This is a genomic window from Poseidonocella sp. HB161398 (assembly GCF_005870025.1).
GTDB lineage: Bacteria > Pseudomonadota > Alphaproteobacteria > Rhodobacterales > Rhodobacteraceae > Mangrovicoccus.
Genome location: NZ_VATA01000001.1, coordinates 1 through 20597, shown reverse-complemented (window position 1 = coordinate 20597; position 20597 = coordinate 1). Strand labels below are relative to the sequence as shown.

Sequence of the window (20597 nt, the reverse complement as noted above, 5' to 3'; positions counted from 1 at the left end):
TCCCGCAGCCCGGCATGCGCCATCGCGCTGGGACCGGTGGCGCATGATGGCTCATTCCTGCGACGGTACTGGCGGTAGACGGACCCGCATTTTCCGAACTCGCCGGGCGGGTCCTGCCACGGGGCACCGCTCCGCGTTCGGCGCGATGTTCGAACCCATGGCGCATTCACGCCTCACTCCAGAATATGCCATCCAGAACAGGGCGGAGGTTGACAGGCTTGCGGCCGTTCGGGGCGCGGACGGCGGTGATGGAATGCTCGAAGAACCGCCTTCCGCATCGGACATCAGATTGCGCGCCAAGGTCGCCTCCATCGCAGCGATGATCTTGAATCACCGAAGCGCCCGGCAGTGACGCCCTTTTGCCAACGGAACCCAGACGGGACGGCGGGCAATGCGGCAGCCAAGGTCCGGCACAAGCGCGTCGCGCGGGCGGCCGATTTTTCATCGCGGGCGGCCGGATTCCGGCGGGCGGCGGCCCTGCGGCAGCAGCGCACTCGTCAAGCGCCGCCTTTCGCGTCACTCTGGGGCGGGATGGATGTCCACGTTGGCAGCAGCACCGGCCCTGATCCCGAACCTGTGCGCGCCCGTGACGGCCGTGCCGGTTTGACTCCGTGCTCCGGCGCGTCATACGCGGGAGTGTCCGCGGGGCTCCGGCGAGCGCCGCCCCCGCTTAACCCGGGGCGGTCCTGGCCCCCCTTTTCCGGATGGCGTTGCCGTGTTTGAGTCCTTCTTCCCGAAACCCAAAGCCTTCTTCCTGTCAGTCCTCGCCTGGACCGCCCTCGGCATGCTGGTCTGGTACGGTCCGGGCGACTGGATCGGCGCGGCGCTCGGCTTCGCCCTGCCCGAAACCGGCGACCCGGTCGTCGGCATCGGCTACTTCTTCACCCCGTCCTTCCTGTGGTTCTACATCTTCTACGTGGTCTGGGTGGCGATCTTCGCAGCCTTCTGGTTCACCGTCTCGCCGCATCGCTGGCAGGTCTGGTCGATCCTCGGCTCGGCCTTCATCCTCTTCACCACCTATTTCGGCGTGCAGGTCAGCGTTGCCATCAACAACTGGCGGCGGCCCTTCTTCGACCAGTTCCAGGAGGCGCTCTCGGGCAGCGGCACGGTGACGGCGGGCGATCTCTACGGGCTGATCGGCCTCTTCGCCGAGATCGCCCTGGTCGCGATGGTCGTCTTCGTCGTCACCCGCTTCGTGGTCAGCCACTACGTGTTCCGCTGGCGCACGGCGATGAACGACTACTACATGGCCCGCTGGGACACGATCCGCAACATCGAGGGGGCCTCGCAGCGGGTGCAGGAGGACACGATGCGCTTCGCCTCGATCATGGAGGGGCTCGGCGTCTCGGTGGTCGATGCGCTGATGACGCTGATCGCCTTCCTGCCGGTGCTGTGGGACCTGTCGCAATACGTGACCGAGCTGCCGCTGGTCGGCGAGATCCCCGAGCCGCTCTTCGTCGCGCTGGTCTTCTGGGCGGCCTTCGGCACCGGGCTTCTGGCGATTGTCGGGATCAAGCTGCCGGGGCTGGAATTCCTCAACCAGCGCGTCGAGGCGGCCTACCGCAAGGAGCTGGTCTATGGCGAGGACGACCCCTCCCGCGCGCAGCCGCCGACCGTCGCGCAGCTTTTCTCGCATGTCCGGACCAACTACTTCCGGCTCTACTTCCACTACATGTACTTCAACATCGCCCGCGGCCTCTACATCCAGGCGGACAACATCTACGTCAACATCATCCTGGTGCCGACCATCGTGGCGGGGAAGATCACGCTGGGCATCTGGCAGCAGATCCTGACCGCCTTCGGCCAGGTCTCGAACTCGTTCCAGTTCCTGGTGAATTCCTGGACGACGATCGTCGAGATGCTGTCGATCTACAAGCGCCTGCGCGCCTTCGAGGCGGCCTTCAAGGGCGAGGAGCTCGCCGCGATCGAGGCTGCCGCCATCGGGGAGAGCGGCTTCGCCCAGCCGCCGGCAGAGCCGGAACCGGGCGAGGGCGGGCACAAGCGGTCGCACGATCTCGGTCACTAGAGGGGGCCTCTCCGCGGCCCTGGCGGCCGCGGGAGCTCAGAGCGCGGCGCCGAGCGTCAGCAGGATGACCAGGCTTCCCGCGGCGATCTGCAGCCCGGCCCCGGCCAGTCCGGGGGCCGGGCCGAGGCCCGGGCGCGCGGCGGCGGCGGAGAGCCGGCTCAGGAAACTGCCGCCGGCGATGGCCATGGCATTGAAGGCCGCGGTGCCGATCCCCATCGCCAGCACGCCGAGGATGCCCGCGGACGGAATGCCGAAGCGGAAGGCGATGGCCAGCAGGAACAGCGCCCCGGTGCAGGGCCGGATCGCGACCCCGAGGATCAGCGCGGCGACCTCGCGCGGCGAGCGCAGCGCCGCGACCTCTTCGGCCGAAGGCGCGTGGACATGGCCGCAGCCGCACTCGCCGTGATGGTCGTGATGGTCGTGGGCATGGTCGTGCCGCTCCGCCGCGGCCGCGCGCCATGTCCGCCAGAGCTGCCTGGCCCCGCGCCAGGCGATGACGGCGCCGATCGCGGCGATGGCCCAGCGGCTGAAGGCGGCCAGCAGCCCGTCGGCCAGCTCGGCGCTGCCGCCGGCCATCGCGACAAGGCCCGCGCCCGCCGTCATCAGCAAAATCGCCGTGACCGACTGCCCGAGGCTCGCCGCCGTGCCGATCGCCAGCATCCGGCGCAGCGGCACGCCGCCGGCCAGCGCGGTCCCGCCGAGGATCACCTTGCCATGTCCGGGCCCGACCGCATGCAGGAAGCCATAGGCGAAGCAGAGCGCGCAGAGCCCGGCCAGCGCCAGCGGATCGCCGCCGCGGATGGCGCGCAGCGAGCCGGCCATCGCCTCCTGCACCGCGCGCTGCTGCATCGACGCCCAGTGGAACAGCGCCGCCGCCTGCGGGCCGGTCGCCGCCCAGGCCAGCACCGCCACCAGCGCGGCGGCGGCGGCCAGAACCGCGATCACCCGCATGTCAGGCGCAGCTCGTCGGCGAAGCGCGCGCCGATCTGGGGGTCGTCGGGAACCTCTTCGGCCGAGAGCGCGGCGAGTTCGCGGCGCAGCGCCTTGTCGGCGGCATCGGGCTCGAAGGGGATCACCTCCGTCCGGCAGCCCGCGGGCAGGGCCGAGTCGAGCACCGTGCCCAGCGTGTAGGCGTAGAAGTATTCCGGATCGTAGAGCTTCAGGCTCGCCGCATGGCCCGCCACCTCCAGCGGCGCGGCAAGGTCGAGGTCGAAGGAGACCTCCACCCGGTCGTCCTCCATCCGCGCCGTGCCGTTCTCGGGCCGCGCCAGCGCGACCGGGGCGCCGTCGAGGAACAGGTAGGTGTCGCCGGGATAGTCCGGCGGCCAGTCGGTTTCGCCCTCGGCGATCTTCGCCAGATCGCCGGCATCGAGCGCGCCGTCATTGTCGGCATCCAGCCCGAGCTGGACATAGAGGTTCAGCGTGGTGAAGGCGTCATAGAGCCAGGTGATGCGCAGCCCGGCCAGACGGCCCTCGGCATCGAAGCGCAGCCCGGCGGAGGCATCGACGAAGACATGCGGATGGGCCGCGGCGAGGCGCGGCAGGAGCAGCATCAGGACGACGAGGATCGGTTTCATGCCGTGCTGGTTAGCCTGTTCCGGCCCGCAGCTCAATTCACCTCGGCGATGCCCGGGCGGCGGCGCGCCGGTCTCCGCCGCCCGGCAGGGTCACTCGGCGCGGCGGCCGGTCTCGTTCAGGTCGGTGTCGAGCATGATGTCGAACTGCTGTCCGCCCTCGCAGATCACGTCGTCGAGGTCGTAGCCCTCCGCCTCCATCTCGATATCCGACGGGTCCATCTGGCAGTTCATCCCGGCGAGCTTCGCCATGATCGCGTCGACGGTCTCCTGCGGGACGGCATCGTCTTGCGCCAGCGCCGGGGCGGCGGCGAGCGCAATGGCGGCGGCTGCGGCCAGGAACAGGTGTTTCATCGGGGTCCTCCTCACGGGTTGGGTGATGCGCGGCCGTCGCCTCCCGGTCCCGCCGCGGAGCGCACCGGCCGCCATCCCGGACCTTCCGGAATATCGCTGCATGTCCGTCCTCCCCGGGCCCGTCTCCGGCCTGCCCGGAGAGACTAGCGCGCCGCCCTGAGAGCCGCCTGAGAGATGTCTGAGAAGATCGTGAGAGCGGCTCAGACAATGGTCGCAACCGGGCAGGCGCTTGACAGCGGGCCGGTTCTGCCCTGACTGCCGGACAGCCGGGGGAATCCGCGCCCCGCGGGTGTTTTCCGCATGGCTTTTGCATACTTTTTGTATTTTAGTAATACGCAAGATCGGCTGCCCGTGCCGGGGCGGCGACAGTCCGGAGCATGACCATGGCCAAGCCACAGCAGAAGACGGAGGCCCCCGAGCGCGCGCGCGGCTCGGGCGTGCGGACCGTCTACGAGACCCTGCGCAGCGAGATCCTCGATCTGGCGATCGCGCCGGGCAGCCCGATCGACGAGGTGGAGCTATCGGCCCGCTTCGGCATGTCGCGCACCCCGGTGCGCGAGGCGCTGGTGCGGCTGGCCGCGGACGGGCTGGTGGTGACGCTGCCGAACCGCTCCAGCATCGTGTCGCATATCGACTTCCTGAACCTGAACAGCTTCTTCGACGCGCTGACGCTGATGTACCGCGTGACCACGCGGCTGGCGGCGGAGTTCCACGAGCCTGCCGATCTCGAGCGGATCCGGCCCTACCAGCAGGCCTTCTCGGCGGCGGTGGCGGCGCAGGACGCGCTGGCGATGATCGCCGCGAACCGCGATTTCCATGTCGCCATCGCCGAGGCCGGACGCAATCCCTACTACACCGCGCTCTTCACCCGGCTGCTCGACGAGGGCAGGCGGCTGCTGCGGCTCTACTATTCCTCCTTCGACGACAAGCTGCCGGTGCAGTATGTCGAGGAGCACGAGCAGATGATCGAGGCGATCGCGGCGCGCGACATCGCGGCGGCGGACCGGCTGGCGACCGGCCATGCCGACCAGATCGTCCGCCAGATCCAGGGCTATATCGCCCGCGACCGCCGCCGCCCGGTCAGCCTCTGACCGGGAGGGGCGGAGGCGGCCTCAGGCCGCCGCGGCGCTCCAGCCGGCATACCAGCTGCGGAACAGCGCGTACTGCGCCTCGGCATAGGCCTTCTGCGGCGCGCTCAGCGCGTCTTCCTCGTTGAAATGCAGCCGGTATTCCTCCTCGCCGTTCAGCACCATGAGATGCTTGTAGTAGAGGACCAGATCCGGCCCCTCGTCGAAGGAGGACAGCACGTGGAGCGCGGCCTCCAGCTCGGATGCCCGCGCCCGCGCCACCGCATCGCCCGCCGCCGCCGCGCGGCTGAGCGCGACCAGCTGCAGCACCTCGCGCGGCAGGGCATTGCCGATCCCGGTGATCGCCCCGGTCGCGCCGCAATTGACATAGCCATGCACCACGCAGGTATCGACCCCGACCATCAGCGAGACCTCCGGATCGGCCGAGGTGATGCTCTCGGCGGCATAGCGCATGTCGGCCGCGCCGCCGAATTCCTTGAAGCCGATCAGGTTCGGATGCTCCGCGCGCAGCGCGAAGAACAGGTCGGCGCGGGTGGCGAAGCCGTAATAGGGGCTGTTGTAGATCACCGCCGGCAGATCGGGCGCGGCCGAGAGCACGGCCTTGAAATGCGCCTTCTGCGCCGCCGCGGAGGAGCCGCGCGACAGGACCCGCGGGATCAGCATCAGCCCCCTTGCCCCGGCCTCGGCGGCATGGGCGGCATGGGCGGCGGCGAGGCGGGTATTGACCGCGCCGGTGCCGACGACGACCGGGACGCCCGCCGCGGCCAGCCGCGCGACGCCCTCCATCCGCTCGGCATCGCTCAGCAGCGGCCAGTCGCCCATCGAGCCGCAATAGACCACGCCGGACATGCCGAGCGCCACCAGCTCCCGGCCCTTGCGGACCAGGGCGTCGAAATCGGGTTTCCGGTCCGGCGTGCAGGGGGTCATCAGCGCCGGCATGCAGCCGTCGAACACGCTTTGCGTCATCTTCTTGTCTTCCTTCGGGAGAGGGGGCCGGGTCAGAACCCGACGATTTGCGAGGGCAGCCAGGTCGCGAGGCCGGGCCAGAGCGCCACGGCGGCCAGCGTCGCGAGCTGCAGCAGGATGAAGGGCACCACGCCGCGGCACATCTGGCCGTATGTCATGTCCGGCGGCGCGATCGACTTGAGGTAGAAGATCGAAGAGGCCATGGGCGGCGTCAGGTAGCTGGTCTGGATGACGATGATCGCCATGGTCGCGAACCAGACCGGATCGATCCCCGCCTGCCGGATGAAGGGCGTGAAGAGCGGCACGCAGATCAGCACATTCGCCGTCCAGTCGAGCACGAAGCCCAAGAGCAGCACGATGCCGAGGAAAAGCAGGATCATCCCGGCATCGCCAAGCCCCGCCGCCGCCACCGCCTCGCGGATCAGCTTCGAGCCGCCATTGGCCGCGAACGTGCCCATGAACATCGTTCCGGCGGCCACGATCAGCAGGATCATCGCCGAGATCCGCACGGTGATCCGCAGCGCGTCCGCCAGCATCGGCAGGCTGAAGCGGCGATAGGCGACCGAGAGGATCGCGGCGCCCGCGGCGCCGACCGAGGCGGCCTCGGTCGGCGAGGCGATCCCGGCCAGCAGCGAGCCCAGCACCGCGACGACCAGCAGGCAGACCGGCAGGAGCGAGGTCAGCGTCATGCGCAGCTTCTCCGCCAGCGGCAGATCCGGCACGGGTTCCGCGTCGCCCGCGGGCGGGAAGGCCATGCCCTGCAGGATCAGGAAGAGGATGAAGAGCCCGACCATCAGCAGCCCGGGCAGCATCATCCCGGCCAGCAGCTCGCCGACCGAGAGCTGCGCCAGCGAGGCGTACATCACCGCGATCACCGAGGGCGGGATCATCGTGCCGAGCGAGCCGCCCGCGCAGATCGTGCCGGCGGTCAGCGAATTGCGGTAGCCCGCGCGCTGCATCGCCGGGATCGCCATCATGCCGATCATCACCTCGACCGCGCCGACCACCCCGGCGGCGGCGGCGAAGACCGCGCCCATGGCGATGGTCGCGACGGCCAGCCCGCCGGGCAGGCGCCGCGTCCAGGCCTGCATCACGCCGAAGAGCCGCTCGGCAATGCCCGAGCGCTCCATGATCGCGCCCATCAGCACGAACATCGGGATGGCGGCGAGGATGAAATTGGTCGCCGCGGAATAGAAGGAGCCGTAGAGCTGCGCGAAGGCGCGGTCGCCGAAGACCATCATCCCGGCGCCGGCCGATACCACGGCCAGCGAGAAGGCGATCGGGATCCCGGCCAGGACCAGCGCGAAGAGCGCGGGGAACATCAGGGCGGCAACGGACATGGGATCAGGTCTCCGGCTGGACGTCGGGGCGGCCGGCCAGGGCGCGCAGCCCGTGGACGGCGATCTGCAGGGCAAGCGCGGCGAGGCCGAGGGCCAGGAGCGCGTAGAAGGGCCACATCAGCGGCGCCCAGGGGCTGACGCTTTCCACCTCGCCCTGCTGCCAGGCGCGCCAGGCGCGCTGGACGGCGACGCGGGCCAGCATCGCGAAGAGCGGCGCCAGCGCCAGCAGGAACACTGCCGCCTCGATGCCGCGGCGCAGCCGGGCCGGCAGCCGCGCGGCCAGCACGTCGATGCGCACATGGGCGTCCTCGCGCAGCGCCTGGGCGGCGCCCAGCACGAAGAGCGTGCCGGTCGCCATGTAGGAGATGTCGAAGGCCCAGAGGGTCGGCGCGCCGAAGAGATAGCGCGCCGCCACTTCGTAGAGCATCGCGGCGACGAGGATCACGGTCACCGCCTGCGCGACCCGCGACAGCGCCAGGGACACCGCGTCGACCGCAGAGAGGATCCGGTCCATCATCGCCCCGCTGCCGTCAGTCCTGGTTGCGGATCAGATAGCTGCTCTCGGCCGACCAGCTGTGCTCGAAGGCCTCGTATTTCGCGAGCAGCTCCGACATGGCCGGCTTTCCCTCGGCCTTCTGCGCTTCGGCGGTCTTGGCGATCCAGTCCTGCCCGGCCTCCGACAGCTCCTCGACGAAGGCGGGATCGAGCGTGATGATCTCGTTCGCGCCGCTGCGGTAGGTCTCCATCGCCTTGATGTCCTGGCTGTAGAAGTGCAGCAGCCCCTGCATCGTCGTCAGGTCGGCGGCCTTGTCGATCAGCCCCTGCAGATCCGCGGGCAGCGCGTCCCAGGTCTCCTGCTTCAGCACCACTTCCCACAGGAAGGTCGGCTGGTGGACGCCCGGCACGATGATGTATTTCGCCGCCTCGTGGAAGCCTTCGGGCAGGTTGCCGGAGGGCGGGCCCCATTCGATCAGGTCGACGCCCTTGCGCTGCAGCAGCGTGTAGATCTCGCCCGGCGGCACCACGGTCGGCACGGCGCCGAAATATTCCTTCATCACCTCGGCCCAGGGCCCGGAGGTGCGGTATTTCAGGCCCTTCAGATCGGCGGCGGTGCGGATCGGCACGTTGGAATGCGCCATGATCTCGGAGGAGCCGATGCCGACCACCAGGCTCTTCAGCCCTTCGGCCGCGCGCAGCTCGTAGAGCGCGTCCTTGCCGCCATCCTCGTAGATCCAGGTGATGTAGGCCTCGGGGCCCATGCCGCCCGGGAAGCCCGCGAAGATCGCGTTCACCGGGTCCTGGTTGACGAGGTAGCTCGGCGTCGAATGGCCCGCGGCGATGACGCCGTCCTTGACCCCCTCGTAGACCTTCAGCGCCGGGACCAGCACGCCCGCGCCGAAGGGCTCGATCTCGACCCGGCCGCCGGTCAGCGTGTCGACATTCTCCGCGAAGCGCTCGAGGAAGTTGACGTAGAAGGGCGAGCCCTCGGGCACCGAGGTCGGCACCTGCCAGGTCACCTCCTGCGCAAGCGCCGCCCCGCCGGCGAGCATCACGGGCGCGGCCAGCGCCCAGCCTTTCAAGAAATCCAGCATCATCCGTTCCCTGTTCTTGTCCGTGGCCGGTGGAATCGCCTGCGCGCCCCGGCCTTGCCTCCGGGATAATTGCCTGCGTTTTGTTTGTCGACAAGAAAAACGCAAGATGGATGCAGGCGCCGCCGGGGCAGGCGGGAGAGGCCCGGGGAAGGGCGGGCCGGGCCGCCCGGGCGGACGGCGCGCGCCGGGCTCAGGCGATGTCGAGCGTGATCGGGAAATGGTCCGAGGCGTCGAGCAGCAGCGCCTTGAACGGCTTGGCGATGTCGCTCTGGTAGGGGTTCCAGATCGTCAAAGCGCCGGGCGAGGCCGGGCGCAGCTGCTGCGAGATCATGATATGGTCGATCAGCGCATTGACCTTGTCGCCGGTGAAGATGTCGGTGAAGCGCGCGGTCGAGGGCTCCCAGCCGTAGCGGCCGAACTCGGGCCGCCCCGCCGGGTAGCAGAGCAGCCCGTCGAGATCGAAGAGGTCGCCCAGGATGATCTCCACCGCGCTGCGGCCGAAGCGGCTCTCGTAGTAGTCGAAGCCCGGCCCGTCATTGATGTCGCCCATCACCGCCAGCGGCCGGCCCTCCTTCAGCCAGTCCTCGACCCGGCGGCGGATGGAGGTGCATTCGGCGAAGAGCTTGCGGCGGTTGCGGTCCGAAGTACGCTCGAAATGCACGCGGTCCATGGCGGTGAAGATGCCCTTGGACTTGGCATGGGCGACGATGATCCAGAACGGCGCGCCGCCGTCCAGCCGCGTGACTTTCGCCTCGAGCGGCGGGCGGTAGTGCTTGTAGACCTCCATGATGCCGTCGCCGTCGCTGTCGACCTTGAACTCCTGGTCGAAGGGCGGGTTCGACTTGCTGCGGGCGCTGCCGCCGGGATCATGCGCAATCCCGGCCACGGCCGGGTCGTAGAGCAGCGCGATCTCCTGCCGCCCCGGAGAGGGGAAGCCGATCAGCGCCCGCGACTGGCGCAGCCCCTCTGCGGCGGCGAAATTCTCCAGCGCCGCGACCGTGCTGCGGATGCCGGTCGTGGTCGTGGTGTTCGGACCCTCGGTGATGCCGATGATGTCCGGATCCGCTGCCCGGATCACCCCGGCGACGGCGCCGAACTTCGTCCGCGCCTCCGGGGTCGTCTTCAGCGCGTTGTCGTCTTCGAACCAGTCGTCGAACCATTCGATATTGTAGGACATCAGCCGCATCGTCGGTCTCCTCTGTGCCGTGCGGCCAGTATGGGCCCGGATGCGTCACAGCCGTGAGACAGGGGACAGGCTTGCGCGGCAAAAGTGACGCTAAGGCAAGATTTCTCCAGAATTCAGCCGAATTGGTGGTCAGCATGGGACGTCGCCCGGAGGTAGCCTGAGGCGAAACCCGGCCTGTGCGGGACCTGCGGCAGAGCATAGCCCGCCTTGCATGGCCGGTCCCTCCTTCCGGTTGCCTGCGTGCCCGTCCATGTTCACGCCTGTTTGGTGCGACGGCGAACCCCGTGCCTACCGGTCCCGGACCGCGCCGTCGCGCCGCGGTCATGACATCCCTTTGCGCCGACTTCCCCAATGTCCCTGCCGGTCCGGAGACCCCGGTCCGGCAGAAATTTGCGGGCGCCAAGAGCCAGGAGAAAGCGACGACTTCCCCGGACCAGAATGTCCCGTCCGCCGTCACCCGGCAGGCGCCGCTGCGCGTCGCCACCCGGCCCTGCCGATCCGCACCTCCTTGGCGGTCTGGGGCCGGGCCGTGCGCTGGATCGGCCGCGCGCCCTGCAGAGCCGCACCGTCTGGCTTCACCGCCTTGGTGCCCCTTGCCCTTGCCGCCGGGCTCGGCCCGCTGGCGCCGGTCGGCCTGCGACAGCGGCAAGGACCAGTGCGCCTGGGACATCTGCGTCGGCAGTGACGGCACGAATGACGGCAAGACCGGCAAGGCAGGCGCGAGCGCCGCGGTCAAGAATGGCCCCAGCTCCACGGGAACCCCAGCCGGCTGCCCAATGGCGGCCATGGCGTGGAGAAGAACGGCATCGTGATGGCCTGCTCCGAGAGGGACGAGGGCTGTGCCACCGCTCAGGGCAGCTCGGGCGGTGCCGTGACCATCGGCAATTCCGGCGCGGCTTTCACGACATGCCAGTACGACGGCGGGGGCATAGGCGCCCTGATTTCGGGGATCAGCCTTGGCGCTGACGGCGAGTCCGGCAATGGCGGCGACCGGTCGAGCGGCGGGCCCGGCGGCACCGGCAACGGCGTGACCAGCCGTCAGTTCCGGCTCCTTGTCCGTGGAACCGGTGACCGATGCCGAGGACCGGGGCATGGCCGCCATCCCCGGCTGGAGCGAAGGGGGCACCGGCGGCAGCCAGAAGAGCGGCCTGACGGCTGGCCGGTCCGGCGGCACCGGCTGGTCCGGGCAGAACTGCAACAAGGACAGCGCCAATATCGGCGACAGCGGCGCTGCGGTCTCGGGGATGGCATGCGCCTGGGGCATTGCCGCCAAGTCGATCGGCGGCAACGGCGATGGCGGCGCACGGGATCACGGTCGTGAACGGCGAAGAAGGCCATGCAGCGATCGGGACCTAAGCGGCTCGCCCGGCAGCGCCCGGGGCATCTGCGCCCAGAGCGAAGGCGCCGGCGGCAAGCCGACCCATGACCGCTCGGATCATGCCGCCAATGTGAGGATCGCGCCCCATGAGGACATGACCGTGTCCAATGCCCAGGCGGGCAGCGGGGTGTCGGGCGGCATCGTCGCGCTCAACTCCGGCGGCGGCACCCGGACCTGCTTCGCGAAGGGCGGCCATGGCGGTTCCGGGCCGCTGGAGGGCGAGAGGATCGACGTCACGGAAGAGGACGGCGTCATAGTGTCATCGCCCTGTCCCGCGGCGCCCAGGGCGAAAGCGACAGCTCGGGCGCCAGCGTCGGCCTCTCGGTCAGCGACAGCCTGGCCGGTAGCCCGGAAAGCGACGTGCCCGACGAGACCCTGGAACGCTCCGGCAGCTCCAGCTTCACCGCTTCGGTCGATGTTGGCATCGGCCGCACCGGTGGCATGGCGGCGACGGTGGATATCACCACCGACGGTCTGATCTGCACCCCGGGCGCGGATGCCGACGGCGTCCTGGCCCAGTCGATCGGTGGCGGCGGGCGCGGCACTTCGGTCGTCCAGGCCTCCTCCGACGACGGCGCGGCGCTCGAGGACAGCGGCGGGAGCGACGGCTCGAGCGAGCATGGCGACGGCTGATCCGGCTGCTGCGAGCTTCGCCGTCGAGGCCGCGGACAGCGCCCATGCGGGGGCCGTGCCCAACAAGGCGGGCGGGGTCATGAGCGGGGCGGCGCTCTAACAGGCGGATGTGACCAACGAGGGCCGGATGGAGATCGGCAGGCTCGCGGAAACCGAGACGCCGAGGGTCGCGGGCGGCTTTGCCCAGCCGGAGAGCGGCAGCCTGCATGTCGCGGTCGACTTCGCCGGCGGCATCTCGGACCTGCGCGAGCTCGCGCGCGGCGTCACGCTCCGGCTTTAGCCGCTCTCGGTTCGCTGCGACGCCGAGAGAACGCTCCCGACCGCGGGCGAGGGGATCGCCAGGGCCTTCGCAGCATCGAGTCCGTGCTCTTCACCTGCGAGCAGACCCTCGGCGCGGACAGCTTCATCCTGGCCGTCCCGGGCGAGAGGTTCAGCCACGAGCGCCACGGGCGCGGCGCGCAGCCGCTGGGCGAGGCGTTCCGTAGCGGCGATGCCGCGATGTCCGAGGCGCGCTGGAGACGGCGGCGGCCGGTGGCGGCTATGCCGACGTGCTGTCGCGGCGCGCTCCCGGGGCCAGCCTGGTCGAGCTGGCGCGCAGCCGTTTCGCCGCGGTGATGGACTGCTGCGGCAGCGCCGGCGCCTAGTCGGACGGCCAGCGCTGCCTGCAGGCAAGCTGCCGCCGGGGAGTCGGCGCCTCCTGCCTGGTGCCGATGACGGTTCCCGACGTGATCTGGACCCGGTCGGACGGCCATGCCGAGACGGGCGCGGGCGAGCGCTCCGTCGAGGTCGAGGACAGCGAGGCGGCTGCGATCGAGGCGGGGCATGCCTGTGTGCCGGGCAATGGCGCGGCCTTGAGGCTCTACGGCCGCGCGGGCGTCAGCCTGTCCACCGGACCAGCGCTTCGCCGCGGCCGATCCGGCGGCAGGCTCCTTCGCCAGCGACGTGGCGCAGCCCGGGGCCGTCGGCCCCATCAGCGCCGGGGCGGAGATCCTGGATGCCGGCACCCCCGACCCACGGCCTGCGCCGTGACGGCGCCTTCGGCAGCGGCCTGACGGGCCATGCCGGCCGCCTGAGCGTCAATTGCCGGGTCTGACCGGATCCGCGGCGGCCCGTGCCGGGCCGCGCGCTGTTCCCTGCGGCCCGCAGATCCCCGACCGGGCCCTCGAGACGCCCCAGCCGTCAGGCGGCATCCCGCCGCCGGGCAGTTTTCCGTGGCGCCCCGGTCAGCCCTGCCGGGCCGGGGCGGGGGCGTCGGGCTCCGCGGCGGTGCCGGGCGCGGTTGCGTCCCGGTCGCGGTCGAAGAGCAGCTTCAGCGCCCCCTTGCCGCGGCTCGTCGGGCGGTTGACGCGCAGCCCCGCGAGCTCGACCTGGATCTTGGCCAGCGCAATTGACAGCGTCGCCGCCTCGCGCGAGCTGGCGGTCTCCACCGGGAAGGCGAAATTGCCCTTGGCCACTTCCCGCGCCGTGTCCGCCAGGCTCTCGATCGGGCCGAGAAGCAGCCGCATGGAGATCGTCACGGCGGCCAGCACGAAGAGCGCGGCGACGGTCACCACGACGCCCAGGTTCCGGATCAGGTCGGGCAGGACGTTGGTCAGACGGCTCTTGTCGAGCACCGCGAAGGCGTTCCAGCGGAAGTCCGGCAGGCCCTGCTGGATGAAGTCGGGATTGTAGGCATAGGCGCCGGTGCCGCCGTCGAGCATGCTGAACCGCCCGGCGGTCATCTGGCCCAGCCGGGCGCTGGCGATGACATCCTCGGGCAGGGACTGCGGATCGTCGCGGGTGTCGACCAGCGTGTCGCCGGCATCGTCCAGCACGACGATGTCGATGCCCAGCTGCTCGCGCGCCTGGCGGAGGAAGCCGTTCACCCAGGCCATCCGCAGCCCGTAGACCAGCACGCCGATCGTCTCGCCATCGGCATTCTTCACCGGCGTGGAGAGGTTCAGCAGCGCCTCGGGCTCGCCATCCGTGCCGCCCGGCAGCGAGGCGCTGCGGAACACGCCGCCGACATTCGGGCGGCGCAGGCCTTCGCGGAACCAGCGCCTCTGGCTGACATCCTGTCCCTCGCGCAGCCGGTTCGAACCCGAGATGATCGTGCCCTCGGTCGAGGCGACCCCGGCCCAGGCGACCTGGCCGCCGGTCGCGGACACGGCATCCATGAAATCCGCGATCTCGTCCGGCGAGGAGGAGCCGATATTCGCGGCCACGGCATGCAGGCTGTCCCATTCCCGCTTCAGCGCGGTGTTGAAGCTCAGCGCCACCGCTTCGGAGCCGCGCAGCATGATGGCGCGCTGGGACTCCTCCTGCGAATTCCGCACGGCCACGGACACCGAGCCGGCGACGAAGACGGCCGCCGCCAGTGTCGCCAGGAGGACCGCCATGGCCGCGCTGAACGTGGCGCGCGGAATCCGTTCGGGACGCGTTCTCTGCATGGAAGCCCCTTTCATTCAACATATAAGTAAGTTGGAATTTTTTCTGTTAACATCGTAAACCAATATGCAGAATATGCCAATGCCGTCCGCCGTGAAGCGGGCGCTTTGCGCCGCATCCCGAATGCTGGACGATGGTCGTATTCCCGGTAGATTGGGCTCTATTTATGGCCTCGGCCGCCGGATTGGCGCGCAGCCATGCGACAGTCCCGGCGCGGCGCGGGCCCGCGTCTTATCCGCAGGCCGCGGCGCTCCGGCTTCCCGCGAGGCCTGTCACCGCCCCCGCGGCGAAGGCAGCGCTTTCCGGGTGGATCGGGCGGCGCTCCTGGCGATGCCGACATGCAATGCCCCCCAGAGAAGGCCGCCATTCCGGCTGGACCCTGCGCCGGGCGCCTGCAAGCGGAGGCTCTCTGCCCGCCGGTCGCTCCGCCCTGGCAATCCGGTCTCCGGCCATCTTGTCCACGCGACCGCCGCCGGACCCCGGCCATCCGCCGACCGCCCGGACAGCAGCGGGCGCGGGTTCCGGCGGCGGCCCAGGAGAAGGCAGGATGCTCCGGCGCTGCCGCCGGGCAGCGGAGCGGCTGCCGCCAGGGTCCGGCCGGCCCTGCACGGCTGCGGGTTCAGGCTGCCCGGCCGCGCAGGGCGGCGCGGAGCTTGCGCGGCGAGAGCCGGCAGGTCCCGCAGGCGCAGCCCCGTCGCGTCGGCCAGCGCATTCGCGAGGGCCGCCGTGGCCGGACCCTGCGCCGCCTCCGCCACGCCCAGAAAGGCCGCGCCCGGCTGGTCGAGAAGATGCACATCGAGCCGTTCCGGCACCTGGTCGAAGCGCAGGATCGGGTAGCGCCCCCAGTCAAGCGAGATGCGCTGGCGGGGATCCATCGCCACCTGCTCCAGCATGGCCCAGCTCAGCGACTGGATGACCCCGCCCTCGATCTGGTTGCGCACCCCGTCGGGCGAGGCGATCTGCCCGGCATCCGCCGCCGCCACGACCCGGCCGACCCGGATGCGGCCGCTGTCGCGGTCGACCGTGATCTCCAGCGCCACGGCGCAATAGGCGCCCTGGTTCTTGTAGCGGGCGAACCCCAGCCCGGCGCCGGAATAGCCGTCCCCCCGCTGCCGGCCCTCCCAGCCGAAGGCCGCGGCCGCGCGGCGCAGCACCGCGATGCCGCGCGGGTCCGGGAGATTGGCCAGCCTGACCTCCAGCGGATCGGCCCCGGCCGCCAGCGCCAGCTCGTCGAGCATCGACTCGATCGACAGCACATTGAGCTGCCCGCCGAGCGAGCGCATCGCCGATCCGCGCTCCAGCGGCGCCGCGGCGAATTCGTAGCGGATGTCCATGCCGGCGAAATCGTAGATCGGATCGGCATTGCGGTCGCCGCCGCCCGCGGGCATCGGCAGCGGCTCCAGCACGGGCGCCGGAAAGCACTTGGCGATCTGCTGCGCGGCGACGAAGCCCCCGGCGCCGGTCGCGCGGGCGTCATGCGGATTGCTCCAGACCCGGTAGCGCCAGCCGGTGACGCGGCTGTGCGCGTCGAGCCCGGCCTCCACCTCGGTCACGCCGGCCACGCCGCAGGGCTCCCAGCCGAATTCCTGCGCGCGCATCCATTGCAGCCGCACCGGTCGGCCGGGCAGGGCCATCGCGATCAGCGCGGCCTCGGCGGTGACGTCATCCGCGCCGTTCTGGCCGTAGCAGCCCGCGCCGGGGGTGAAGATCACCCGGACCTTCTCCGGCGTCAGGCCGGTGAGCTCGGCGATGGCGCGCTTCATGTCGAAGACGCCCTGGCTGTACGACCAGAGCGTCAGCCCCCCCTCCCGCGCCCAGGCCACCGCGCAGGAGGGGCCGATCGAGCCGTGGCTGAGCCAGGGGCGGCTATAGCGCGCGGCAAGGCGGACGACCGGATCCTGGGATCCGGCGGGGCTGCGGCCCACCGGAATTTCGCGCAGCGGCGCCTCCAGAAGCGCCTCTACGCCCGCCGCGGCAGGCAGGGCCGGGCCCGGGCGCTCGAACGGGCCGGTCTGTGCCGCCCGCATCGCCTGCACCGCCTCCCACTCGCCCTCGGCGACCACGGCGGCGAAATCGCCATCCTCGACGACAGCCACCACGCCGGGCAGGCGCCCCCGTCGCGGTGGCCGTCGCCGGGATCGCCGCCATTGGCGCCGCGGACTTGGCCTTCGGCGACGACATCTCCGCAATCTGGACCGGGCTGCGGGAGAAGTTCGAAGCCCTGCCGGGCTGGGTCAAGCTGATGGCGACCGGGATTGCAAATGCCCTGCTGGCGGCAATCGCCCCGTTCAAGATGCTGATTGACCTGGTGCGCCAGGCAGAGGGCGCCTTTGCCTGGCTCTATGACAAGGTTGTGGGCAACTCCTGGGTCCCGGACCTGGTGGAAGAGGTCGGGCACCATTTCAGCCTCCTGGACGGCAATATGGTCAAGCCGACCGAGGCCGCCACCGGCGCGGCGAATGATGCTTTCAAGGGGCTGGCGGATGATGTGTCCGGGTCGCTGACCATGCTGGCCCGGGAAGGGGACCTGACCTGGCGCGGCTTCCTGGGGTCCATGGAAGACGCGGCGCAGCGCCAGGTTGATTCCATCATCGGGACCGCCTTCGACAGGCTGACCGCGGCCGGGGCGGATGCTCTGTCCAGCGCGTTTTCCGGCGGCCTGTCCGGCGGCGGCGCCGGTGCTGGCGGCGGCGGGGCCTGGGGCTGGGTCCGGGGCCTCCTGGGTTTCAACACCGGCGGCGCCTTCACCGTCCGGGGCCGGGCAGGGGTGGACCGCAACGTCGCGGTCGTCCGCCTGTCCGAAGGGGAACAGGTGGAAGTCACGCGCCGGGGCGGGGGCGGCAGCGCCGTCAACCTGACCATGAATATTTCCACCCCGGACGTGGAGGGCTTCCGCCGCTCCAGGTCCCAGATTGCGGCCGAAATGCGCCGCGGCCTGGCCCTGGCGGAACGGGCGAGCTGATAGGGGCAACGCATGGCGCATCTTGACCTAGACTTCCCCCGCGACGTCGCCCAGGGGTGCCAGTCCATCCGCGAGCGGCGCACCGATGTTGTGACGCTGGAGAGCGGCCACGAAGAACGGAACCAGCGATGGGCGCATGCGCGCCGATCCTGGCAGGCCGGGCTAGGCATCCGCCGGGCGGATGACCTGGACGACGTGGTCGCCCTCTGGGAACAGGCGGCCGGGGCGCGGCATAGCTTCCGCTTCCGCGACTGGACGGACTGGCGGTCCGGCCTGCCGTCCGAGCCCGTCACGCCGCTGGACCAGCCCCTGGGCACCGGCGACGGCTCGGCCGTCACCTTCCAGGTGGTGAAGGTGTACGGCGCGCTCCAGCCCTACGCCCGGCCGGTGGCCCTGCCGTCCCTGGCATCCCTGCGGATCGCTGTTGACGGCGCGGAGCTGACCAGCGGCTGGAGCCTGTCCGCCACCGGCGGGCGGGTCACCTTCGACAGCGCCCCGGCCCCTGGTGCCGTGCTGACATGCGGTTTCACCTACGCCATGCCGGTCCGCTTCGGGGACACGCTCACAATCGACGCGGCGTTCTTCCGGTCCAGCGGCGCCGGGATCGCCTCCGCCCCGGACATCCCGCTAATGGAAGTCCGCCTCGACTGAAAGAAGAGGCTTGACCGGCCCGCCATATGTCGTAATTTTTACGACATATGGCGACGGCACCAGGCCGCGCCAGGCAACGGCGAAAGGGCCGAGACATGACCAGCACTAGCACCAGCACCACCGAAACCGCCGCCAAGGCCGCGCTTGTGGCCTTCTGGGTTGCGGACTTCCAGGCCCGCCGCGCGGAGCTTTGCGACATGATTGCACCGAAGGGCTGCACCACCATTGCAAGCCATTCCTGGGTTGTGGTGATGCCCGGCGATATGGTGCTGTCCTTCACCTTCGAAAGCGCGGGCCAGGGCCGCCGCCGCGCGACCGGCTCCGCCGTCTGCCCGATTGAGAAGGCGCCGCGTTTCACCCGTGCGGATGCCGAAGCCCTAGCCGCCGACTGCCGGAACGGCAAGGGCGAGCTTGGCACCGCCATGCATTGGCGCGATGTGGTCAAGGCGGAAGTCGCCAGCCTGGACGACACAATCGCCCGCCTGACCGCGTGAGCCGCGACAGGGGCGGCGCTGGCCGCCCCGGGATCGGCAAGGGAGGCCGGACACATGACACATGCATATTGCACGCAACTGCGCCGCAAGCTTCTGATCCATGGGAAGCTGAGAACCGGGACGGGCGACATTCGGGAAGAGCGGCGCGAATGGGTAACCGAGCAATGCGCGGCGCCCCTTTTCAGGACGGAAGAGCGCCAAGAGGGCCGGTGCCGGTGCTGCGCCGGGGGCTGGCAGGTGGAGGAAAACCGCCCGGCGACCGAGGCGGAAACCCGGGCATACCAGCTTGCGGCCATGCGCGCCCGCGGCCCGTTCTGATGCGCTGGACCCTGACCGCCGCAGAGCGCCGCTTTGTCCGCGCCTATGCGGCCCGCCGGGCCGGGCTTGCCCCCGGCGCCCTGCTCCTGGAGATTGTCTCTAGGCGCGCCAGGGGCGCGGATGCGGGGCCTTCCGACAATGCTCTTGCCCTGGGCGGCATCGGCGGCACCGACCCCGAAGCCTTCACCGCCTGGAGCCGCTGGCGGGGGTGCGCTACGGTGCGGGGCTGCGCGGCCGTGGACATCATGATCCGCCACCGCGACCCCTTCGGCGGCTGCCCTGATCTGGTCGGGCAAATCGAGATTGTGGCGGGCGTTCTGGACGGCCGGACATGCCTGTCCTATTGTGCCGAAGTCGGCCTGAATGTTGCGCTTTTTCACGACGACAGGCGGCATGATTGGGACCACCTGCCGAGCCCTGGCGACGTTTGGGGCCGCAATCCTTGACGCAAGGGGATGACATGACCCGCCAGGAGCTGGAAGCCTTCGGCATTGCCCTTTATGGCCCGCAATGGGTCACGCCCCTGGCCCGCGATCTGCGCGAGCTGACCGGCGGACCGGCCAATCGCACAATGCAGCGATGGGCTGCCGGGACGCATGACATCCCCGAGACCCTGCGCCCAGACCTGGAGCGCCTGGCGGCGGCGACCCTGGCCAGGATCGAGGCGGCGCGCGCCGCCCTGATCGCCCCCGGCAAAGCGTGACCGCTTAAATTGGGTATCCAAGAAGCTTGGTAGAAAAACCATTGCAAGTTGACAGCGCTGCATTGCCTCTGGGTGGAATTTTGGCCCAGCATGGTACCCTCTACCCGTTGCTGGGCATTCGTGCCAAGTGCCCCTCGATTCGTTCCGAGCCCACTTCGGGCGTTCGTGCGCCTTGCAGCATTGATCGAGAAGGCGGCCGAGCCGACATTCGCTGCTCCTTCCACGAATGGCTTCAAGACGCAGACAGCGGCCGTAGCGCCCAGGGTCGCGTCTCCTGCATCGCTCCACGCTTTCGGGTCCAAAGCGGTCATGATCGCAATTATGCAACGAACCGTCGATGGAGCAAAAATCACTTTCCAAGACGGACAAGCCTTGCGCTCACTCCTGTGTCCCGACAGAGTGAACGCAGTAACACAGGACAGTACGCCTGATATGGAAACTAAAATACTAGATTTGCAAACGGACCAGCGCGTCAACTGCTGGTCAATCATGCTCTCCACTAACGTCAAATTGTACCTAGTCACCTGAATCTAAAGTCCCTGACATACGGTCTTTTGGCAGAAGCGCTTCACTGAGGCGAGAATTTCGTCTGCGGACTTGTGCCAGCGATAGGGCTTGGGTTCCTCGTTGTGGGCTTCGATGAAGGCGATGATATCGGCCTCGAGTTCGGCGACCGAGCGATGTACGCCACGCTGGATCTGCTTGCGGGTCAGCTCGGCAAACCACCTTTCCACCTGGTTCAGCCAGCTGGCCGAGGTCGGGGTGAAATGCACGTGCCAATGCGGACGGCGGGCCAGCCACGCCTTGACCCTCGGCGTCTTGTGCGTGGCGTAGTTATCCATGACCAGATGCACGTCCTGCCCTTCGGGCATCCGCCGGTCGAGCTCCTTGAGGAAATCCAGGAA

General features: G+C 69.7%; 21 protein-coding genes. 10 read left to right on the top strand and 11 right to left on the bottom strand.

Annotated features, from left to right (window positions below; all coding sequences use genetic code 11):
* Positions 1–715 precede the first annotated feature (715 nt).
* Positions 716–2026, top strand: coding sequence for a peptide antibiotic transporter SbmA (gene sbmA, locus FGX59_RS00100; protein WP_138464232.1), 1311 nt, complete (start codon positions 716–718; stop codon positions 2024–2026).
* Positions 2027–2062: 36 nt separating this feature from the next.
* Here the strand turns inward: sbmA and FGX59_RS00095 are convergent, their stop codons facing one another.
* From FGX59_RS00095 to FGX59_RS00085, 3 genes are all read right to left on the bottom strand, one after another.
* Complete coding sequence (locus FGX59_RS00095; protein WP_138464231.1) at positions 2063–2977, bottom strand: nickel/cobalt transporter; 915 nt, start codon at positions 2975–2977, stop codon at positions 2063–2065.
* Entirely contained in the window at positions 2968–3603 is a 636-nt protein-coding gene (locus FGX59_RS00090) for a DUF1007 family protein (RefSeq protein ID WP_138464230.1), read from the bottom strand. Before FGX59_RS00090 ends, FGX59_RS00095 begins: the two co-directional genes overlap by 10 nt.
* Before the next feature lie 90 nt (positions 3604–3693).
* Entirely contained in the window at positions 3694–3954 is a 261-nt protein-coding gene (locus tag FGX59_RS00085) for a PepSY domain-containing protein (RefSeq protein ID WP_138464229.1), read from the bottom strand.
* Positions 3955–4337: 383 nt separating this feature from the next.
* Here FGX59_RS00085 and FGX59_RS00080 point away from each other — a divergent pair, with 383 nt between their 5' ends.
* A complete protein-coding gene (locus FGX59_RS00080) occupies positions 4338–5045 on the top strand; it encodes a GntR family transcriptional regulator (protein WP_138464228.1) in 708 nt (235 codons plus the stop codon).
* 21 nt (positions 5046–5066) lie between these two features.
* On the opposite strand, the gene FGX59_RS00075 is transcribed toward FGX59_RS00080, so the two are convergent.
* From FGX59_RS00075 to FGX59_RS00055, 5 genes are all read right to left on the bottom strand, one after another.
* Positions 5067–6008 (bottom strand): dihydrodipicolinate synthase family protein, encoded by a 942-nt coding sequence (locus tag FGX59_RS00075; RefSeq protein ID WP_138464227.1) that lies wholly within the window; start codon positions 6006–6008, stop codon positions 5067–5069.
* Positions 6009–6040: 32 nt separating this feature from the next.
* Positions 6041–7348 carry a TRAP transporter large permease subunit gene (locus FGX59_RS00070; RefSeq protein ID WP_138464226.1) on the bottom strand — a complete coding sequence of 436 codons (1308 nt, stop codon included), beginning with the start codon at positions 7346–7348 and terminating at the stop codon, positions 6041–6043.
* A 4-nt stretch (positions 7349–7352) separates the two neighbouring features.
* Positions 7353–7865, bottom strand: a complete 513-nt coding sequence (locus FGX59_RS00065; RefSeq protein ID WP_138464225.1) for a TRAP transporter small permease subunit — start codon at positions 7863–7865, stop codon at positions 7353–7355.
* Between the two features lie 13 nt (positions 7866–7878).
* Positions 7879–8940, bottom strand: coding sequence for a TRAP transporter substrate-binding protein DctP (dctP, locus tag FGX59_RS00060; RefSeq protein ID WP_138464224.1), 1062 nt, complete (start codon positions 8938–8940; stop codon positions 7879–7881).
* Positions 8941–9130: 190 nt separating this feature from the next.
* Positions 9131–10126, bottom strand: a complete 996-nt coding sequence (locus tag FGX59_RS00055) for an endonuclease/exonuclease/phosphatase family protein (protein ID WP_138464223.1) — start codon at positions 10124–10126, stop codon at positions 9131–9133.
* 1738 nt (positions 10127–11864) lie between these two features.
* Here FGX59_RS00055 and FGX59_RS00050 point away from each other — a divergent pair.
* Together FGX59_RS00050 and FGX59_RS37355 are read left to right on the top strand one after the other, a co-directional pair.
* Complete coding sequence (locus FGX59_RS00050; protein ID WP_138464222.1) at positions 11865–12137, top strand: hypothetical protein; 273 nt, start codon at positions 11865–11867, stop codon at positions 12135–12137.
* Positions 12138–12264: 127 nt separating this feature from the next.
* A complete protein-coding gene (locus FGX59_RS37355) occupies positions 12265–12417 on the top strand; it encodes a hypothetical protein (protein ID WP_171060431.1) in 153 nt (50 codons plus the stop codon).
* Between the two features lie 943 nt (positions 12418–13360).
* Here FGX59_RS37355 and FGX59_RS00045 read toward each other — a convergent pair.
* Entirely contained in the window at positions 13361–14566 is a 1206-nt protein-coding gene (locus tag FGX59_RS00045; protein ID WP_171060430.1) for a cache domain-containing protein, read from the bottom strand.
* 270 nt (positions 14567–14836) lie between these two features.
* Entirely contained in the window at positions 14837–16663 is a 1827-nt protein-coding gene (locus FGX59_RS00040) for a molybdopterin cofactor-binding domain-containing protein (RefSeq protein WP_138464220.1), read from the bottom strand.
* A 23-nt stretch (positions 16664–16686) separates the two neighbouring features.
* Between FGX59_RS00040 and FGX59_RS38065 the strand changes: the two genes are divergently transcribed.
* The 6 genes from FGX59_RS38065 to FGX59_RS00010 all read left to right on the top strand — a co-directional run bounded on the left by FGX59_RS38065 (position 16687) and on the right by FGX59_RS00010 (position 19692).
* Entirely contained in the window at positions 16687–17526 is an 840-nt protein-coding gene (locus FGX59_RS38065; RefSeq protein WP_206078256.1) for a hypothetical protein, read from the top strand.
* 12 nt (positions 17527–17538) lie between these two features.
* The gene (locus FGX59_RS00030) at positions 17539–18177 is read left to right on the top strand and encodes a DUF2460 domain-containing protein (RefSeq protein ID WP_138464219.1); all 639 of its coding nucleotides are present in this window, start codon (positions 17539–17541) and stop codon (positions 18175–18177) included.
* 95 nt (positions 18178–18272) lie between these two features.
* Complete coding sequence (locus tag FGX59_RS00025) at positions 18273–18671, top strand: hypothetical protein (protein ID WP_138464218.1); 399 nt, start codon at positions 18273–18275, stop codon at positions 18669–18671.
* Between the two features lie 54 nt (positions 18672–18725).
* Positions 18726–18989, top strand: a complete 264-nt coding sequence (locus FGX59_RS00020) for a hypothetical protein (protein ID WP_138464217.1) — start codon at positions 18726–18728, stop codon at positions 18987–18989.
* A complete protein-coding gene (locus FGX59_RS00015; RefSeq protein ID WP_138464216.1) occupies positions 18989–19435 on the top strand; it encodes a hypothetical protein in 447 nt (148 codons plus the stop codon). Before FGX59_RS00020 ends, FGX59_RS00015 begins: the two co-directional genes overlap by 1 nt.
* Positions 19436–19449: 14 nt before the next feature.
* On the top strand, positions 19450–19692 hold the full coding sequence (locus FGX59_RS00010; protein WP_138464215.1) for a hypothetical protein: 243 nt from the start codon (positions 19450–19452) through the stop codon (positions 19690–19692).
* A gap of 530 nt (positions 19693–20222) precedes the next feature.
* Here the strand turns inward: FGX59_RS00010 and FGX59_RS00005 are convergent.
* Positions 20223–20597: transposase (locus FGX59_RS00005; RefSeq protein WP_171060429.1), on the bottom strand; the 375-nt coding region annotated here is incomplete at its 5' end.

Bases quoted from the DNA above. Each gene is read 5' to 3' on its own strand.
- FGX59_RS00095 (WP_138464231.1), bottom strand. From the start codon at position 2,977: ATGCGGGTGATCGCGGTTCTGGCCGCCGCCGCCGCGCTGGTGGCGGTG.
- FGX59_RS00090 (WP_138464230.1), bottom strand. From the start codon at position 3,603: ATGAAACCGATCCTCGTCGTCCTGATGCTGCTCCTGCCGCGCCTCGCC.
- FGX59_RS00085 (WP_138464229.1), bottom strand. From the start codon at position 3,954: ATGAAACACCTGTTCCTGGCCGCAGCCGCCGCCATTGCGCTCGCCGCC.
- FGX59_RS00080 (WP_138464228.1), top strand. From the start codon at position 4,338: ATGGCCAAGCCACAGCAGAAGACGGAGGCCCCCGAGCGCGCGCGCGGC.
- FGX59_RS00075 (WP_138464227.1), bottom strand. From the start codon at position 6,008: ATGACGCAAAGCGTGTTCGACGGCTGCATGCCGGCGCTGATGACCCCC.
- FGX59_RS00070 (WP_138464226.1), bottom strand. From the start codon at position 7,348: ATGTCCGTTGCCGCCCTGATGTTCCCCGCGCTCTTCGCGCTGGTCCTG.
- FGX59_RS00065 (WP_138464225.1), bottom strand. From the start codon at position 7,865: ATGATGGACCGGATCCTCTCTGCGGTCGACGCGGTGTCCCTGGCGCTG.
- dctP (WP_138464224.1), bottom strand. From the start codon at position 8,940: ATGCTGGATTTCTTGAAAGGCTGGGCGCTGGCCGCGCCCGTGATGCTC.
- FGX59_RS00055 (WP_138464223.1), bottom strand. From the start codon at position 10,126: ATGCGGCTGATGTCCTACAATATCGAATGGTTCGACGACTGGTTCGAA.
- FGX59_RS37355 (WP_171060431.1), top strand. From the start codon at position 12,265: ATGGAGATCGGCAGGCTCGCGGAAACCGAGACGCCGAGGGTCGCGGGC.
- FGX59_RS00045 (WP_171060430.1), bottom strand. From the start codon at position 14,566: ATGCAGAGAACGCGTCCCGAACGGATTCCGCGCGCCACGTTCAGCGCG.
- FGX59_RS00030 (WP_138464219.1), top strand. From the start codon at position 17,539: ATGGCGCATCTTGACCTAGACTTCCCCCGCGACGTCGCCCAGGGGTGC.
- FGX59_RS00025 (WP_138464218.1), top strand. From the start codon at position 18,273: ATGACCAGCACTAGCACCAGCACCACCGAAACCGCCGCCAAGGCCGCG.
- FGX59_RS00020 (WP_138464217.1), top strand. From the start codon at position 18,726: ATGACACATGCATATTGCACGCAACTGCGCCGCAAGCTTCTGATCCAT.
- FGX59_RS00015 (WP_138464216.1), top strand. From the start codon at position 18,989: ATGCGCTGGACCCTGACCGCCGCAGAGCGCCGCTTTGTCCGCGCCTAT.
- FGX59_RS00010 (WP_138464215.1), top strand. From the start codon at position 19,450: ATGACCCGCCAGGAGCTGGAAGCCTTCGGCATTGCCCTTTATGGCCCG.